The organism is Bacillus sp. KICET-1, assembly GCF_027721405.1.
GTDB lineage: Bacteria > Bacillota > Bacilli > Bacillales > Bacillaceae > Bacillus > Bacillus velezensis.
The window spans coordinates 3,738,958-3,753,836 of the sequence record NZ_CP113515.1 but is presented as its reverse complement, the minus strand read 5'-3'; the positions used below and the strand labels follow the sequence as shown (position 1 = coordinate 3,753,836).

Genomic DNA, 14,879 nt, shown 5'->3' with positions numbered 1-14,879 from the left:
TTAAGTCCTTTATATAAATCTCTTGGAAGAGAAGATATTAGTAGCATGTTAGCATTATTAAGTCCATTATTATGGGTTTTTTTATTACCCTCTTTTTCTGCAGTTTATACCACTTCAATTTATCTGTCATCAAAAATGCGGTCGAACGATTCAGTCCATGTTTGTTTTGAAGACATACGGCATTTACGGACTAAAAACGAAAGCGGAGCTAGAAGTGAAATTGAAATTATAAAAGAAGCCCTTCTTATAAGAGGGCTCTTTTTCTAACTATGTTGTTTTAAGGTGTTTTTTAATTTGTTCAGTGACTTGCTTAAGCCATTCTAATGGAGTTATATCATCTTCAGGAAAGTATATGCCATCCGCTGCTTCCTCTATAAATTCATTCTTGTCTTCTTCTGAATAATCACTATTTACAAACTCAGTTAGTGCTATTAAATCTCTTTCTTTTAGTTTTTGTGATGCTTCATTTAAATATTTATCAAGTGCATTTGCCGGAGACTCTATTCCTTGGTGGAAATGTCCACCGAGAAATCTAAATACAGGATCAGAAACTTTAATTTCAATCATTACTTATCACCACCAAGAAATGAACTTCAAATCTGAGAAATGGTGCGTATCGTTATTCTATATAACTTTCTGCTATATCAATATCGTTTGTCATTTCTAAGTCAGGGCACTTTTCATCTAATTTTTTTAAACAATTAATAAGTTCTTTACTGTGCAAACTTTCAGCTAAATCTTCAAATACCTCACTGACCCAATATAAATCTGCTTTATTACAATTTTCTAGATAGCTGATTGTATTTTCTTCGTTTTCTGAAAGCACTTCAATTATTTCATCCCAACTTTTTTGAATGCCATAGTCATCATTAAGATTAAGTTTTTTTCTTTTAATTAATATATCTTTCATTTTTTTCTCTAAATTCATATTGATTCTCTTAACTAAGAAGGGCTAATATTTTCATATTGCTTTTCCTATTGTTACATCTCCATCATGGAAAAATTCAATAACATAACCAGATTCGCTGAACATGAAGGTATCTGAACCTACAGCAGTTACATCATCAATTACGTTTAAGGCGTTGTCTAAGCTGGTTTTTACAGCTGGATAATCACCGTAAGCCCAAAGGAGAATAACAGTTTTATTATCTATTTTATTCTCAACTAACCATTCATCAATATCTTCAGCGTAATCAATAGATCTGTGATAAGTTACTTCATCCCATTTAATTCTTCCCCATGATGTGAAGGGGAAACTTTCGCCAAGATGCTCATGATATTTACGTGTCTCAGAAATAGTGAGGACTTCTTTGTTATCTCCAAGAGCTTCTAGACATTCTTCGTATAAGGTCATATTAACACTTCCTATTTATTTAAATGTTTTAAAAGGGATTTATAAGTATCTTCGTTTCCGTTAAAAGGTATATAATATTTCTTTGCCTTATCTCCTTTTCCATTTCTATAATCCTCAACATTTATATGAGGTCCCTTTTCGGGATCATAATCTAATCTCCAAAGGACTTTATTATCTTCAGACATTCGGCCAGTAACTTTACCAAAGCCTGCGCTTTTAGATAAAGTACCTATAAAAGGCTTTGAATCTATTCCTAAATCACCAATTAGATTTAGCGCCTCATTTCTAGCTTGTTCATATGTGTCTACCTTTGGAAGCGCAACTTCTCTTGATTTTTTGGAAAGGCCTTTTTTAACTGCCTTGTTTTTTGATGACTTACCATTGATTGATTTAAAGAGTACCCTATCTTTAGTGGAATCGGCTATTCCTTTTAGGAGTGGTGTATTTTTTACGTTAATAGTATGCTCAGCATCTTGAAGGATTCCTTCTAATGCAGGAGTATACCGATTGACAGGAGATTTGTAAAACTGTTTTACAGACTTTCCGCCTTTCTTAATTGTGCCGCCAACTTTAGCAAGATCTTTTGAGCCTGTTGAGACAGAGGACTTTCCGCCTTTCAATAACAGAAGACTTCCGCCCAGGTAAGTAACATAGTGCATCCGTGTATATGCATCGCCGTGAATCATCTTTTTATCCCAATCATCCTTCAATGTGTCAACCATACTTTGAAAGACACCTAGATAGTCATATTCCAGAACAGTATCCAGAACTTTTTGAGGATCTTTGTTTAAGTTGTCAATTGTCCAACCGATATTCCGTCCGAGTTGAAGTGCTCCTTCACCGGTATCCTTGGCAAGATCGTATACACCAACAAGCAGACCTTTGGCGCCATCACCTATGATTTGCAATGCTTCTTTTCCGTTATCCATGAAAGCTTTACGCTGTTCCAGAAATGAAACAAATTCAAGCTGTTCAGGGGTGAGATTCTCATAGCCAACCTTTTTGGCGATTTCTAAGTATTCATCCGGGTCGGTTACGCCATCAGCCAGCTTTTTCTTCAGATCCTTGATTTCACGCTCTTTCGCTTCTTCCTTTTTAATCGTCAAATAGGCATCCGAATGTCTTGCGATATCGCCTTTTTTCTTATGTATGTCGCTTTCACGGTACGCCTTAGCGTTGTAGTGAAGCGGCGTGGCACCTTTTCCTTTGCCCGTGGCGTTTTGAAGTTTCTGGAAGTCAGCTTGGATGAACTGTTCGTTCGCTTCGGTTTCTGCGTATTCTTTCGTTAGATCGTGATCAAGTTTGCCGAGTTTATGTATCGTTTCGCTTCTTTTTTTGTCAGCTGAAGAAAGCTTCTGATCTGTGCTTTCGGTTGAAAACAATTCGAGCGAGATGATGCCTTCGATCTCTCCGAGGATGGACCCCATGTCCTTTTTCTGCTCTTCCATAATCGCCTTTGATTTACTAAGGGCGTGGGTGAGCTCGTGCTCCAGAAATGATTCCTCCACATGCGAATTGGAAAGTCCGGCGTCTTCGACCTTGCCGGGAAGGCTTGTGAGAAATGCGATTTTCATATCGATCAGATCAAGCCAGCTGTCTGTGACGCCGGCGTGGTCCTTGAAAAACGCTTTGATATTGTCAGCGCCCCGGCCTGAGAAGTCGCTGTCACCGAGATCAGCCATGCCTTGAAAGGCTTTTTTTAGATTGACCATTTGGTTGCGGAGTTCTTTGTATTCGTTTGCGCGTTGTTTGGCGGCAGCGAGGAGGGTGGTTGCTTCGAAAACTTTCATGACCATATCCTTTCATTCGAAATACTTCAACAAGATATTACCATGGAAGAATGAGGAATAAGGTCAATGTACTATCTAAAATGGTAAAATGAATCATTTGACCCACTTCTTTGTCCTTGTAATTATGTGATTAAGCATTTGAGAAGAGAGCTTATGGATGAGAAACCGGAGTGTAGGGAATTACTCGGCAGCGTTTGAATTAAGTGAATTGGAAAGATTAAGCCGGTTAAAAAGGCTGGAACATATTTTTAGATAATGAATTGTAGTGTGTAAAAGATGAAAATGGCGTAATTCAAGATGCAGGTGATTTATTAACCGGAATTGATATATTAACGGAAAATAATGTATAATGTACCGGGCAGCTTTGAACTCATTGAATGTGATGAACATGAAGAAGTGGAAAGTTTTTATAAGATAAATCCTGACTGAAGAGACTTAATTGAATGAAAATTAACATAAGTCTATTTACCCTGTTCTTTTTAGGAGGAAGGTATGTCAATATTAACAATAATAGAAATCGCATTAGTGGCAACTGTATTAGGTTTATTTGCATGGACTTTTAAAAAAGAGAAAAATACTGATGAAGATGTATTCAATTATGCTAGATATATGATTTATTTGCTTGTAGCTGAAGTTGCATTGTATGCCGTGTTTCAAATGGTTTAAGTTTAAACACGTCTTTACTCTAGACAAAGAGAGATGTGAACAATGATAAATGTCTTAACTAATATTTTAAAAAATGACAGATTAGATGAATACCCATTATTACATAGAGAGTCCCGATTTCTGGGGTAGCATATAGTGTTCTAAGTGATGATAAGGGTTTAAAAGAAGTATTTTTTAGAGAAGAAGAGTTTATTGGAATGAGATGGATGGCATTTGACTAAAAAAATCAGAGACAGAATGCCCCGTTTTAACCTATAAATCTAATGATTAAACACTGGGGGTTTTTGTATGAGTAAAATTACCAATACTGGCAATATGCAAGATATTGGTGGTATTAAGCTTTATTACGAATTTTTTGAAAGGCAAAATGAAAACATTACAGTCATATTTGAATCAGGGTACGGATGCCCTTCTGCTTCTTGGGACCCTATAAAAGGTGAAATTTCAAAATTTGCGCAATTTTTCATCTACGATAGAGCAGGTTTAGGAAAAAGTGAAAAAGACGATAGACCAAAAGACAGCAAGCAGTCTGTTGAAAATCTTCGTACCCTTTTACAAAATGCGAATATTAAACCACCATATATGCTCGTAGGGCATTCATTTGGAGGAGCAAATGTAAGGTTATATGCTTGTACATATCCAGAAGAAGTAGCAGCGGTTATTCTCTTAGATTCCTGCCATGAAGATCAAAACAAAATTATGCCGCCACTATTCAGTGAAGAAACAAGATCTCTTTACCTTAATCAATTTTCGGTAGAAGGTTCTTTAAGTGAAATTCAAGATAGTTTTGAACAAATAGACAAATGCACATCATTAGGAGATATTCCACTTATAGTTGTCAGCGCTGGTTTACAGTCTTATCATACAACTGAATCCTTCGCTGCGTGGAATCTATTTCAAAGAGACTTTCTGCGTTTATCAACAAATAGCAAACATATTGTTGTGAAGAATGCATCACACGGTCTACATGTTGATCAACCCCAGATTATTGTTGACATTATTAAAGATACATTGAAAGAGATACAAAAATAAGTTTAGTTTAAAAACTCTAAAAGCAGTAGATGAGGGCAGTCTTGTATTGGTTAGAATAGGTAGCAATCCTTAAACACCGTATCAAAAGCGGCTGGATTGCACGGAATGGAAAATTCTATAAAGCAATACGATAAAGAGTAAACATTTTATTTAGACATTATTTCTTAGAGGAGAAAGCTTATGGATTTACTTAATTGGACTTACATTATATCTGCAATTATAGGAGCTGCTGGGTTCATAAGTTTATTGTGGTTCTCTTATTTTAATGAGAAAGGTGAAAAATAAAGCAGAGCATTGGGTGAATTTGTATATTGATTATGATGATCAAAGCTAAAAAGTAAGGGGGATTAATGATTGACAGAAGACTTTTATTGCGATGAAGTATTAAGCGGAAAAACAAAAGTAAATAAAGTTTTAGAAACCGAGAATGTATTGGCGTATCATCATACAAGACCTTTTTGGCCGGTGCATATTGTTGCTATTCCTAAAAAACATATCTCTTCTTTAATCACTTTGGAAGAAGACGACAATGAACTTTTACTCGAGTTGCTGGGTGTGATTAAAAAGGTTGCAGCGAAGGTGACAAAAGAAAGTGGTTCTTGCAGGGTGCTTACAAACTTAGGAGATTATCAGGATTCAAAGCATCTGCATTGGCATATAGCTTCAGGAGATCCATTGAGATAAAAGAATCCTTTTAAAGTGAAAATAAATTCCAAAGAAACTCCAAGGAGCAGTAAATAGCCAAAAATTGAGGATATAAAATGAAATTGTATAATGAATTTATAAATATAGCTAAAACTCTTAATAAAGAGTTAGACATTACTCCATTATTATATGGCTCTTTAGGTCTTGAAAAGGTAACTGGGTTGAACTTTTCACCAGAAGATATTGACATCCTTATTCCTTTAATATTTTTAGAGGAAAAGTGGGAAAAACTTAAAAAAATTATGGAACTGCAAGGATATAAATTGGTTGATTTACATGAGCATGAATTTAGGAAAACTAATACTAAAATAGGCATTGCTTACATTGAGGATTTAAAACCATTTGCAGATGTAGATTATCATAACCTAGGGGTTTTTGAAGATGACGGAGCCAAATATCATTTGCTGACTATTGATGATTACCTCAAGGTTTATAATATGTCTTTATTAGATGGATATAGAAGAACAAAGAAGAGTAATAAAGATCAAAGTAAAATTAACATATTGAATAAACTGATACAGTATTAATTAAATATTTGTACATTAACATGGCGGCAAAATCATCACCTCTTCAATCCATTTTTGCATCTCTTCGTTTGGAGTTCAATAAAGAAATATCGGCCGCATACTCAAGACCCCCTCACCATTAACTTTGAGGGGGTCTATTTTTATTTATCTTATTAATTTGGAATATGCGTTGACGAGCAATTCATATTCAGTAAGATCAATTGTTTTTAGATTCACCGTTCTTTTTGTTCTCGGCAATCTTTTTGTCGACTAAATCACTTTGTTCAGGTTGAATCGGTTGTTAGAACATCATGTGACGCACTTCCTTTAAAAAGCATACACACACATATTAGAGGGCTGAAATTTACCCGAATGAATTAGGATACGGCGGCCCAAACTGCTTTCCGCATGGAATCAACCTGGGCAACTGGTCAACAGCTTTAAAAACTTCATCATAACAGGGAAATGCGGCGGGCATTGGGAATATAAAGGAATATAGGCTTACAGCTATGAAAGATGTATGAAAATCCGTCAGACGGCGAAGGAAAGGCAATCTCCATGTGTTGTGACAGTTCGAATGCGGGTGTATGGAACTTCCCATTCATCCGAGTTATGTCAGAGGGACGAAAAGACTTTTTTTGAGGAGGAAGCGGAATGATTGAATTTACACGGCCATCGCCTATGAAGAAAACATGCACGATGCACCCGGGAAAGGAATCTGTCAGATCGGTTTCGTTTACTGATTTTAACGGCAATTCTGTAACAGTAACCCTTTGTCAAATGTGTCTGGCTGAATTAAAAATGAAAGCTGCGGCTGAATACAGGAGCATGACCGAGGAGCGGGCCAAACAGAATCGTTTCAAGATTGGTGATCATGTGTATTTAGAGCATTTGGGAATAGTCAGCGAGATAAAAAACATGGAAGGCGTTCAAGTGGCAAACAGGACAGACGCAGACGGAGTCCGGAAGGCTACCCCTAAGGAAATCGCAGAATACAAAAAACAGGGGAAGCAATGACGGTGAAAAAATTATTCAGTCAATCATTTATCAGTTGTGTTACTTATGGGAGCGGCGGCCGTTGCGCCGCCTGCTTCCGCGGCTTGGTCCAGATGGCAAAATGAATTCGGGTAGAGCGGCCGGGTGTTTTACGAATGCCGCGACATACACGGCCGGCGTATACAAGAAGCACAGCGGCGGCGGGCTGAATGATACGAATCTGGTGCCGCAGGGCGGCTCCGGCAAGAAACCAAACGCTGTATCACACGGGTTTTTCTCGAAATATCTGCCGGAAGAAACACTATCCATTGAAGAGATTCAGGGGTGTTTTCAATTAAATTTTCAGCTGATTTCCTAACTGTCATGGACAACATCTCACAGGAAATATATTGACTTTCATCCTGTTTGTAATGTTAATTAGAAGATGTATACAAAATCATTTTAATGAGGAGGCCTGAATGTGAAAAATAAAGCGGGAATACAAGTTGGAATATGCATTGGACTTTTATGTTTAAGCTTTACCGGTTTCAATCCTTTATTCGGCTCAGCGCATGCTGAAGCGAAGTCTATAGAAGACACAAAAATGACAAGCTGTATAACGAATCAGAAATTTGTTCAGCTTGAGAAAAAATTTGATGCCAGGCTTGGGGTTTATGCGATTGATACAGGTTCAAACAAGACAATTGCTTATCGGCCGAATGAACGGTTTGCTTACGCATCAACCTATAAAGTTCTGGCCGCAGCTGCTGTTCTGAAGAAAAGCTCAAATGAAAAACTTAATGCCATCATCCGCTACAGCAAAGACGATTTAGTTACATATTCTCCAATCACAGAAAAACACCTGGATACAGGCATGAGCCTGAAAGAAATCTCAGAAGCCGCTGTCCGTTACAGCGATAATACCGCCGGGAACCTATTGCTGCAGCAGCTTGGCGGCCCTAAAGGTTTTGAAAAGTCATTGAAACAGATCGGGGATCATGTAACGAAAGCTGATCGGTTCGAGACGGATCTAAACTCGGCGATTCCCGGGGATCGTCGTGACACAAGCACCGCAAAAGCACTGGCAACTGATCTTAAGACTTTCGCTTTGGGTAACACTCTAACGACTGACAAGCGCACGATCTTAACGGATTGGATGCGGGGCAACGCTACCGGCGACGAACTGATTCGGGCAGGCGCTCCTGCAGGATGGGAAGTCGGCGATAAATCCGGAGCCGGAAGCTACGGCACACGAAACGACATTGCGATCGTTTGGCCGCCTGACAGAGCCCCAATTGTTTTGGCAATCCTGTCAAACCGGTTTACGGAAGATGCCAATTATAATAATGCTCTTATCGCTGAAGCTGCAAAAGTCGCTCTTAATGCTCTTAAATAAACATTGCCGTTCATTTTTTATGGACGGCTTTTTATTTGTTGAGAATGCGGTATGCCGGTTTCGATGTTATAATGTAAAGCCATAAAAAGATGGGAAGAGGGGGAGTTTCGATGCATTACATAACGGCATGCTTAAAAATCATCAGTGATAAAGACCTTAATGAAATAATGAAGGAATTCAAAAAACTTGAGGAAGAAACGAACAAAGAAGAAGGCTGTATTCAGTTCCATGCTCATCCGCTCGAACCATCAGAACGCAAAATCATGCTTTGGGAGATTTGGGAAAACGAAGAAGCTGTTAAAGTCCATTTTACGAAAAAACATACAAAAGACGTTCAAAAACAAGAATTAACGGAAGTAGAATGGTTAATGAAAAGCAATGTGAATGAGTAAAAGGCTTTGTCTATTGTTGGCCGACTCTGCCGACAACGATCATCAGTTTCATTCACTAAAACCCTTGCTGTGCAAGGGTTATTTACTTTGAAAAGTTCTTTATTTCGCAGTCTTTTTATGGGTAAGGAACAGGCTTGGAATGAAGATGGCCGCAAGGATGATGACGGATACTAGGAATCCGGCATGGTAGCCTTTTAAACTGTTCGGAATCGTCGGCTGCAATCCTTGTATGACAGTTGCGGTAACGGTTGCGATCACAGCTGACCCAAAGCTGGAACCGAGGTTTTCAATCATATGAATACCGACACCCGCTTCCGGAAGCTGCTTGCTGTCAAGGCCTGTATAAGCGTCACTCATTAATGGGAGCATAATTCCTCCAAAACTGGTGCCGCGGATAAATAATACGACGGAAATCCAAATCATACTTGTGTTATCGGTGATAAAAATAAGCGGGATAGATCCGATCAGCGAAAGAACAAGACTGACCGTAACCACGTATTTCGCACCGATCTTATCAATCATTTTTCCGATCAGCGGACGAGTCATGAGCATTCCGACTCCTTGAGGGATTAAAGCGAGTGCTGCTCCGACTGCCGTGAAATGACGAATGTTTTGAAAAAACAGCGGAAGTATTAACATCGGCCCCATGATGGCAACATTCGCTAAGAACAACCCGATCGAAGATGATAAGAAGCTCTTGTTTGCAAACAAATTCATAGGCAGCACGGTTTGGTTTTTCTTGATCAGATTATATACAAGATAAATGGCTGCTGAAACAAGACCGATGCCCGCCCATAAAATGGTGTCGCTATTGTTAAATGATGCATGATCCGCCGCTTTTGTAATAGCGTAAATCAATGCCGCGCTCATTAATGACAAATTGATAATCCCGAAAATATCGAGTTTACGATCTTTGTTGAATGGTTCAAAGTCTGGAATGGTTTTCATCATAAGCGGTGCAGCAATCAAAACGATGAACACGTTGATGTAAAAAATCCAATGCCATGAAGCGCCTTGGACGATGAAGCCTCCGATGACAGGTCCTAAGATCGGGCCGAAGATCATAGGGGTGCTGACGATTGCCATCACTTTTCCCAGGTTTTCCGGACCTGCCGTTTTAACCAAGAGTGTTGACATAAGCGGAGTCATAATGCCGGCGCTGAATCCTTGAAGCAAACGAAAGAAGATAAAGTTGGAAACGTCACGGCTCATCCCCGCAAAAACAGAAATGACACCAAAGGCGATGACTGAGCCGATGAAGATTTTCTTACCGTTATATTTGTTCATAAGCCAGCCGGATACGGGTACTGCAATCGCAAGTGCTAAGACATAGCCTGTAACGGACCACTGAATGGTATCCAATGTCGTGTTGAAGTCTTTGGTCAGTTTGTCGATGGCGATGTTTACCATCGTAGAGTCAAGCATTGGAGCGATTGCTCCCAGTGCAATAGCCCAGGCGGCTGTGAGAACTTCTTTTGGCAGCCGAAGTTCCTTTCTTTTATGTGTTGACATATTATTCTCCTCTCAAAATCGCTGTATTTGTTTCCTTGTCAACAAAATAATAGAGTGATTTTGTTTCTTTGTCAACAATAAGAGAGATATAAAAAGGCAGCCCGTTTTCATGGAGCGGGGCTGCCTATGGTTTTATTCCGATTTGATGTCTGCACCAAGTTTCTTTATTTCTGAATCCAAATGCCTGCTGTATGTTTCCACGAAGTTCAGCATCGTGTCAAATTGTTCATCGGTTACTTGTTCAAACACGATTTTGTCGCGTTCTTGAAACTCTTTGTGCAATTCCTCGTGAATTTTATAAATGACTTTTCCTTGCTCGGTAAGCCTGAAATAGATTTCTTTCTTGTTAAGCGGCTTCTGATAGCTTTCGATAAGGCCTTTATTGATAAGCTTCTTCGTTAATTTACTTATGGCGCCTCTTGTCATATAAAGAGACTCCGCAAGTTTTGTCACATTGGCGTCTTCAATTTTTTCGATGAATTCGATGCAATGCACTTCAGAAGGTTTATGCCCCTTAAGGCTTTCTTCCATCTTCAGCCTATTCAGCCACACCATCTTGTTAAAAAAGTCCCTGAAATCCGTGAGGAGCTGTTCTTTTTTGTCCATGGCCCGTCCTCCTGCTCGGTGGTGCTTACACAATATTATAAAATTTTTGTTTCTTTTTCAACAATCGTAAAGTTATTATTTAGGAACTGAGAGATAGTGCGCAGAAATAAGAAGGAGGGGGAACAGAAGAAGTATTCTATTTAAAAAGCGGTTTTTTAACCGAAACGTGGGTTTTCGGGTATTTTTCTTTCCGTATTCGTTACTTTCTCAGTTTCATAACAGGCTAACTCTACAGCCTTATAAAAAAGCAGGCTGCGCAATGAGCCTGCTTGAGATTCGCATCAATCATTTTCCTGTTGCGGCGTCATAAAAAGCGTCAATTGCGGTTGTGTATTTCAAGACGTTTTTAGACACTTTGGCGGTTGCGCCTAATGGATACGCGTCTGACAGAACGCTGGAGTGAGCCTCGGGCTCCCAGTAAAATACGCCGGTTCCTTTGCCGTTCGGAACCGCTTTCACCAGTTTTATGGTGTCTTTTATGGTCCAGTAGGAATCTTTCGGATTATTTTCATCTCCGCCCAGTTCAACCACCATGACTTCCTTGTTGTAGCGTGAGGCGATGTCATTCAAATTAGATGATAATTGGCCGGTGAGCTCCCAGTACGGCTTACCTTCCCAATAGGGATAGAATGAAACGCCGATGATGTCGGTTTTTCCTCCGTTTTTAAAGAATTGATCAAACCACCATCTGAATAGGCTGTTGTCCGTGCCGTGTGCCAAATGGCTGATGACCTTGGTGGCCGGGCTGACGGATTTCACGGCGTCATAGCCTTTGTTCAGTAAGGCGGTCAATTTGCTGAAATCGTTCGTGCTGCCGTCGGGCAGTAAAATTCCTGAATTCATTTCATTCCCTACTTGCACCCAATCAGGGGAGATGCCGTGATTTTTAAGTTCTTTCATGACATCGTACGTATGGTTATACACGGCTGCCTGCAGCTGGCTGCTTGAATAGCCGGTCCATTGGTTCGGCTTGATCTGGTGGCCGGGATCAGCGAACACATCACTGTAATGGAAGTCAACCATTACCTTCATTCCTAACGCTTTTGCCCTTTTGGCCGCCGCAAGTACGCCCGCTTTGTCACTATAGCCGAGCATGGTCCATGTTGTGCCGTCTTTCAGCCAATAATAGCTGCTTGGCGGATTCACAAACACTCTCAGTCTCACGGCATTTATTCCGTGATCTTTAAGAATCTGCAAGGCATCTTTCTGTTTTCCGCCGTCATCCAGCCAGCGCACACCTTCATCCTCCATTTGTTTCAGCCATCCTATATCAGCGCCATAGGCAAACGGGGCATCCGCTTTTGCTTTAGGAGACTTCTCAAAGAATGTAAAAGCGGTGAAAATGAGAGAAAGACAGATTGCGTTTACAAATACACGTTTCAATCGGTTTTTGAACATCACAATACCTCCTGATAAAAAAGATTGTTGATTGATTTCACTCTGAATGTTTCAGCTGCCATTCTCCAATAACGTCGTGAAACGCTGAAACGCCTGAATTCCTTCGGATGTCATTTTAAAAACGCCTGCATCGGTCAGCGCGCGTAAAAATACATTCGCGGTTTCTTTTTGTAAAACAGCGGCTGCATTTTCCGGTGTCACGTCTTCATCCGCTTTGATGTTTTCAGCCCACGGAAGATGAATGTCTTTGATGTCATGAGGTTCATTCAGTAAATACTTTTTCACTTCTGCCAGCTCATCTTTCAGGCGGGGAGGTAAAACGGCGAGCCCCATCACTTCAATCAGACCGATATTTTCTTTTTTGATGTGATGGACATCTTGATGCGGGTGAAAAATGCCATCCGGATAATCTTCGGAGGTGCGGTTGTTTCTGAGAGCGAGATCGATTTCGAAATCCGTTCCCCTGCGTCTGGCAATCGGGGTGACGGTATTATGGGGTTCATTCGTCTTCGCGATGATGCTGGCGGTTTCGTCTGAATATCCCCGCCACTTTTCAAAAACATACGCAGCGGCATCTGTCAGCAAATCCGGATCTTTTGCGCGAAGGCGGATCACTGATACCGGCCACTTCACGGCTTCGGCCTGAACGTCTGGAAAATGACGCATATGAAAAGGGTAGAGGGAACCCGCTTTTGCCATCGGAAACTCATGGGCGCCGCCTTGATAATGATCGTGTGAAAGAATGGAACCCCCTACGATCGGCAAGTCTGCGTTTGATCCCGCGAAATAATGCGGGAAAATTTCCGTAATGGCCAGAAGCCTTCTGAAGCTGTCGCAGCTGATTTTCATCGGCTTGTGCACGCTTGAAAGAAAGATGGCATGCTCGCTGTAATACGCATAAGGAGAGTATTGAAAACCCCACTGTTCTCCCGCTAAGTCAAGCCTGATGATGCGGTGGTTTGAACGGGCGGGGTGATGCGGTGTTCCGGCATACCCCTCGTTTTCCATACAGAGCAGGCATGTCGGATACCGGTTTTCCGGACTGTTTTTTACCGCGGCGATGTCTTTAGGGTCTTTTTCGGGCTTTGATAAATTAATGGTGATGTCCAATTCTCCAAAAGGTGTTGGTGAGCGGTACACGATATTTTTTCGGATGGCCCGCGTCTTAATATAGTCGTTGTTTTGGCTCAATCTATAAAAATAATCTGTTGCTTTTTTCGGGCAATCTGATAATAATTCGCTGAATGCGGCATTGATCAGAGAAGGGGCCGGTGTGATCACGTCCATGATTCTGCTTCCCAGCATGTCTCTTTCAGCCGGCGTATCGTTTATGATTGACCGTTTTACCGCGTCTTTCACCATTTCGTCCACATAGTGAAGCCTGTTTTGTTTCTTGATATGTTTCGGTTCTGCATAATCCGTCAGTCCGAGCAGATCGAGAAGTCTGTTTCTTGTGTAAATCACATCTGTTTCATTAATGTCGCCTAAGACAGTGCTTTCTTTCAGAAACCCTGCCACTGATTCAAAAACGTCAATGACCGCCGCCTCCATTTCATTTGTCCTTGTATCCGTTTGGATGATGCCGATGCCAATTCCATGCTGACGCAATGATTTCCGATATGTCCGTTTGTTTCGGATTCCAGCCCAGAATGTTCCGCGCTTTATCGCTGGAAGCGATGAGGGTGCTTGGATCACCGGGTCTTCTTGCGGCCGCTCTTACTTTTATGTCTCTTTCGGTCACTTGCCGGGCCGCTTCCGCCATTTCTGATACGGAAAACCCGCTGCTTGATCCTAAATTGAAAATGCCGCTGTCTCCGCCGTTTTGCAAATATTCCAGAGCGAGAATATGGGCATCGATTAAATCGGAAACATGGACATAATCGCGGATGCACGTGCCGTCTTTTGTATCATAGTCAGTGCCGAATATAAAAACCTCCTCGCGCTGACCGAGCGCGGTTTGTAAAAGGATAGGGATAAGGTGGGTTTCCGGATGATGATCTTCTCCGATGGAACCGTCCGTTTTCGCGCCGGCAACGTTAAAATACCGAAGCGAGACATATTTTATGCCGCAGGCGGTTTCACACCACTTCAGCATTTTTTCTGCCATGAGTTTTGATTCGCCGTATGCGCTTTCCGGCTTTTCCGGCATGTCTTCTGTGATGGGCACTTTTTCAGGTTCGCCGTATACAGCGGCGGATGAAGAAAACACAATGTGTTTCACCCCGAATTCCTGCATGACCTCCAGCGTAATTTGTGTACCGTACACATTATTATTGAAATATGAAAGAGGGTCTTTCATTGATTCGCCGACAAGGGATTGAGCGGCAAAATGGAGAACGCCTGTTACGATCTCCTTCGCAAACACAGAGCGAAGAAACGGTTTGTCACGGATATCTCCATAGTAAAAAACTGCTTTTTCATGAACAGCTTTCCGGTGGCCTGTCTGCAGATGATCCACAGCTATCGTTTTAAATCCTTTGTTTAATAATTGATCAACCGCATGAGAACCGATATAGCCGGCTCCGCCGAGAACGAGAATCGCCATGA

17 protein-coding genes are annotated in these 14,879 nt (G+C 40.9%); 8 read left to right on the top strand and 9 right to left on the bottom strand.

The annotated features are described in order from the left end of the window. Positions 1 to 267: 267 nt before the first annotated feature. From OVA33_RS18735 to OVA33_RS18720, 4 genes are read right to left on the bottom strand one after another with little or no spacing between them, the layout of a single operon-like run. On the bottom strand, positions 268 to 567 hold the full coding sequence (locus OVA33_RS18735) for a contact-dependent growth inhibition system immunity protein (RefSeq protein WP_014417475.1): 300 nt from the start codon (positions 565 to 567) through the stop codon (positions 268 to 270). Between the two features lie 52 nt (positions 568 to 619). Further along, the gene (locus OVA33_RS18730; RefSeq protein WP_017417555.1) at positions 620 to 928 is read right to left on the bottom strand and encodes a hypothetical protein; all 309 of its coding nucleotides are present in this window, start codon (positions 926 to 928) and stop codon (positions 620 to 622) included. A gap of 33 nt (positions 929 to 961) precedes the next feature. Continuing rightward, entirely contained in the window at positions 962 to 1,354 is a 393-nt protein-coding gene (locus tag OVA33_RS18725) for a CDI toxin immunity protein (RefSeq protein ID WP_014417478.1), read from the bottom strand. 11 nt (positions 1,355 to 1,365) lie between these two features. Continuing rightward, positions 1,366 to 3,144, bottom strand: coding sequence for a T7SS effector LXG polymorphic toxin (locus OVA33_RS18720; protein ID WP_025649605.1), 1,779 nt, complete (start codon positions 3,142 to 3,144; stop codon positions 1,366 to 1,368). 492 nt (positions 3,145 to 3,636) lie between these two features. Between OVA33_RS18720 and OVA33_RS18715 the strand changes: the two genes are divergently transcribed. The 8 genes from OVA33_RS18715 to OVA33_RS18680 all read left to right on the top strand — a co-directional run bounded on the left by OVA33_RS18715 (position 3,637) and on the right by OVA33_RS18680 (position 8,816). Then, entirely contained in the window at positions 3,637 to 3,810 is a 174-nt protein-coding gene (locus OVA33_RS18715; protein WP_022553538.1) for a hypothetical protein, read from the top strand. Positions 3,811 to 4,098: 288 nt separating this feature from the next. Further along, on the top strand, positions 4,099 to 4,842 hold the full coding sequence (locus tag OVA33_RS18710; RefSeq protein ID WP_128974058.1) for an alpha/beta fold hydrolase: 744 nt from the start codon (positions 4,099 to 4,101) through the stop codon (positions 4,840 to 4,842). Between the two features lie 354 nt (positions 4,843 to 5,196). Next, positions 5,197 to 5,526 (top strand): HIT domain-containing protein, encoded by a 330-nt coding sequence (locus OVA33_RS18705; RefSeq protein ID WP_021494066.1) that lies wholly within the window; start codon positions 5,197 to 5,199, stop codon positions 5,524 to 5,526. 77 nt (positions 5,527 to 5,603) lie between these two features. Continuing rightward, positions 5,604 to 6,074 carry a hypothetical protein gene (locus OVA33_RS18700; RefSeq protein ID WP_014417483.1) on the top strand — a complete coding sequence of 157 codons (471 nt, stop codon included), beginning with the start codon at positions 5,604 to 5,606 and terminating at the stop codon, positions 6,072 to 6,074. 633 nt (positions 6,075 to 6,707) lie between these two features. Next, complete coding sequence (locus tag OVA33_RS18695; protein WP_063636838.1) at positions 6,708 to 7,070, top strand: hypothetical protein; 363 nt, start codon at positions 6,708 to 6,710, stop codon at positions 7,068 to 7,070. Positions 7,071 to 7,170: 100 nt separating this feature from the next. Beyond that, positions 7,171 to 7,407, top strand: coding sequence for a hypothetical protein (locus OVA33_RS20735; RefSeq protein ID WP_162495988.1), 237 nt, complete (start codon positions 7,171 to 7,173; stop codon positions 7,405 to 7,407). Between the two features lie 96 nt (positions 7,408 to 7,503). Continuing rightward, on the top strand, positions 7,504 to 8,424 hold the full coding sequence (bla, locus tag OVA33_RS18685) for a class A beta-lactamase (RefSeq protein ID WP_106067869.1): 921 nt from the start codon (positions 7,504 to 7,506) through the stop codon (positions 8,422 to 8,424). A 110-nt stretch (positions 8,425 to 8,534) separates the two neighbouring features. Continuing rightward, on the top strand, positions 8,535 to 8,816 hold the full coding sequence (locus OVA33_RS18680) for a putative quinol monooxygenase (protein WP_003154950.1): 282 nt from the start codon (positions 8,535 to 8,537) through the stop codon (positions 8,814 to 8,816). A 99-nt stretch (positions 8,817 to 8,915) separates the two neighbouring features. On the opposite strand, the gene OVA33_RS18675 is transcribed toward OVA33_RS18680, so the two are convergent. The 5 genes from OVA33_RS18675 to galE all read right to left on the bottom strand — a co-directional run bounded on the left by OVA33_RS18675 (position 8,916) and on the right by galE (position 14,877). Next, complete coding sequence (locus OVA33_RS18675) at positions 8,916 to 10,328, bottom strand: MDR family MFS transporter (RefSeq protein WP_017417563.1); 1,413 nt, start codon at positions 10,326 to 10,328, stop codon at positions 8,916 to 8,918. Between the two features lie 132 nt (positions 10,329 to 10,460). Beyond that, a complete protein-coding gene (locus OVA33_RS18670; protein ID WP_017417564.1) occupies positions 10,461 to 10,934 on the bottom strand; it encodes a MarR family transcriptional regulator in 474 nt (157 codons plus the stop codon). A 285-nt stretch (positions 10,935 to 11,219) separates the two neighbouring features. Continuing rightward, positions 11,220 to 12,332 carry a glycoside hydrolase family 53 protein gene (locus tag OVA33_RS18665; protein WP_017417565.1) on the bottom strand — a complete coding sequence of 371 codons (1,113 nt, stop codon included), beginning with the start codon at positions 12,330 to 12,332 and terminating at the stop codon, positions 11,220 to 11,222. 51 nt (positions 12,333 to 12,383) lie between these two features. Further along, entirely contained in the window at positions 12,384 to 13,883 is a 1,500-nt protein-coding gene (gene galT / locus OVA33_RS18660; protein ID WP_128974198.1) for a UDP-glucose--hexose-1-phosphate uridylyltransferase, read from the bottom strand. Between the two features lies 1 nt (position 13,884). Beyond that, positions 13,885 to 14,877: a UDP-glucose 4-epimerase GalE gene (gene galE, locus OVA33_RS18655; protein ID WP_063636837.1), complete on the bottom strand. Its 993-nt coding sequence runs from the start codon at positions 14,875 to 14,877 to the stop codon at positions 13,885 to 13,887. Between the last annotated feature and the right edge of the window lie 2 nt (positions 14,878 to 14,879).

Bases quoted from the DNA above. Each gene is read 5' to 3' on its own strand.
- OVA33_RS18665 (WP_017417565.1), bottom strand. From the start codon at position 12,332: ATGTTCAAAAACCGATTGAAACGTGTATTTGTAAACGCAATCTGTCTT.
- OVA33_RS18700 (WP_014417483.1), top strand. From the start codon at position 5,604: ATGAAATTGTATAATGAATTTATAAATATAGCTAAAACTCTTAATAAA.
- OVA33_RS18680 (WP_003154950.1), top strand. From the start codon at position 8,535: ATGCATTACATAACGGCATGCTTAAAAATCATCAGTGATAAAGACCTT.
- galT (WP_128974198.1), bottom strand. From the start codon at position 13,883: ATGGAGGCGGCGGTCATTGACGTTTTTGAATCAGTGGCAGGGTTTCTG.
- OVA33_RS18715 (WP_022553538.1), top strand. From the start codon at position 3,637: ATGTCAATATTAACAATAATAGAAATCGCATTAGTGGCAACTGTATTA.
- OVA33_RS18720 (WP_025649605.1), bottom strand. From the start codon at position 3,144: ATGAAAGTTTTCGAAGCAACCACCCTCCTCGCTGCCGCCAAACAACGC.
- OVA33_RS18675 (WP_017417563.1), bottom strand. From the start codon at position 10,328: ATGTCAACACATAAAAGAAAGGAACTTCGGCTGCCAAAAGAAGTTCTC.
- OVA33_RS18670 (WP_017417564.1), bottom strand. From the start codon at position 10,934: ATGGACAAAAAAGAACAGCTCCTCACGGATTTCAGGGACTTTTTTAAC.
- OVA33_RS18695 (WP_063636838.1), top strand. From the start codon at position 6,708: ATGATTGAATTTACACGGCCATCGCCTATGAAGAAAACATGCACGATG.
- OVA33_RS18725 (WP_014417478.1), bottom strand. From the start codon at position 1,354: ATGACCTTATACGAAGAATGTCTAGAAGCTCTTGGAGATAACAAAGAA.
- OVA33_RS18735 (WP_014417475.1), bottom strand. From the start codon at position 567: ATGATTGAAATTAAAGTTTCTGATCCTGTATTTAGATTTCTCGGTGGA.
- OVA33_RS20735 (WP_162495988.1), top strand. From the start codon at position 7,171: ATGAATTCGGGTAGAGCGGCCGGGTGTTTTACGAATGCCGCGACATAC.
- OVA33_RS18730 (WP_017417555.1), bottom strand. From the start codon at position 928: ATGAATTTAGAGAAAAAAATGAAAGATATATTAATTAAAAGAAAAAAA.
- OVA33_RS18710 (WP_128974058.1), top strand. From the start codon at position 4,099: ATGAGTAAAATTACCAATACTGGCAATATGCAAGATATTGGTGGTATT.
- galE (WP_063636837.1), bottom strand. From the start codon at position 14,877: ATGGCGATTCTCGTTCTCGGCGGAGCCGGCTATATCGGTTCTCATGCG.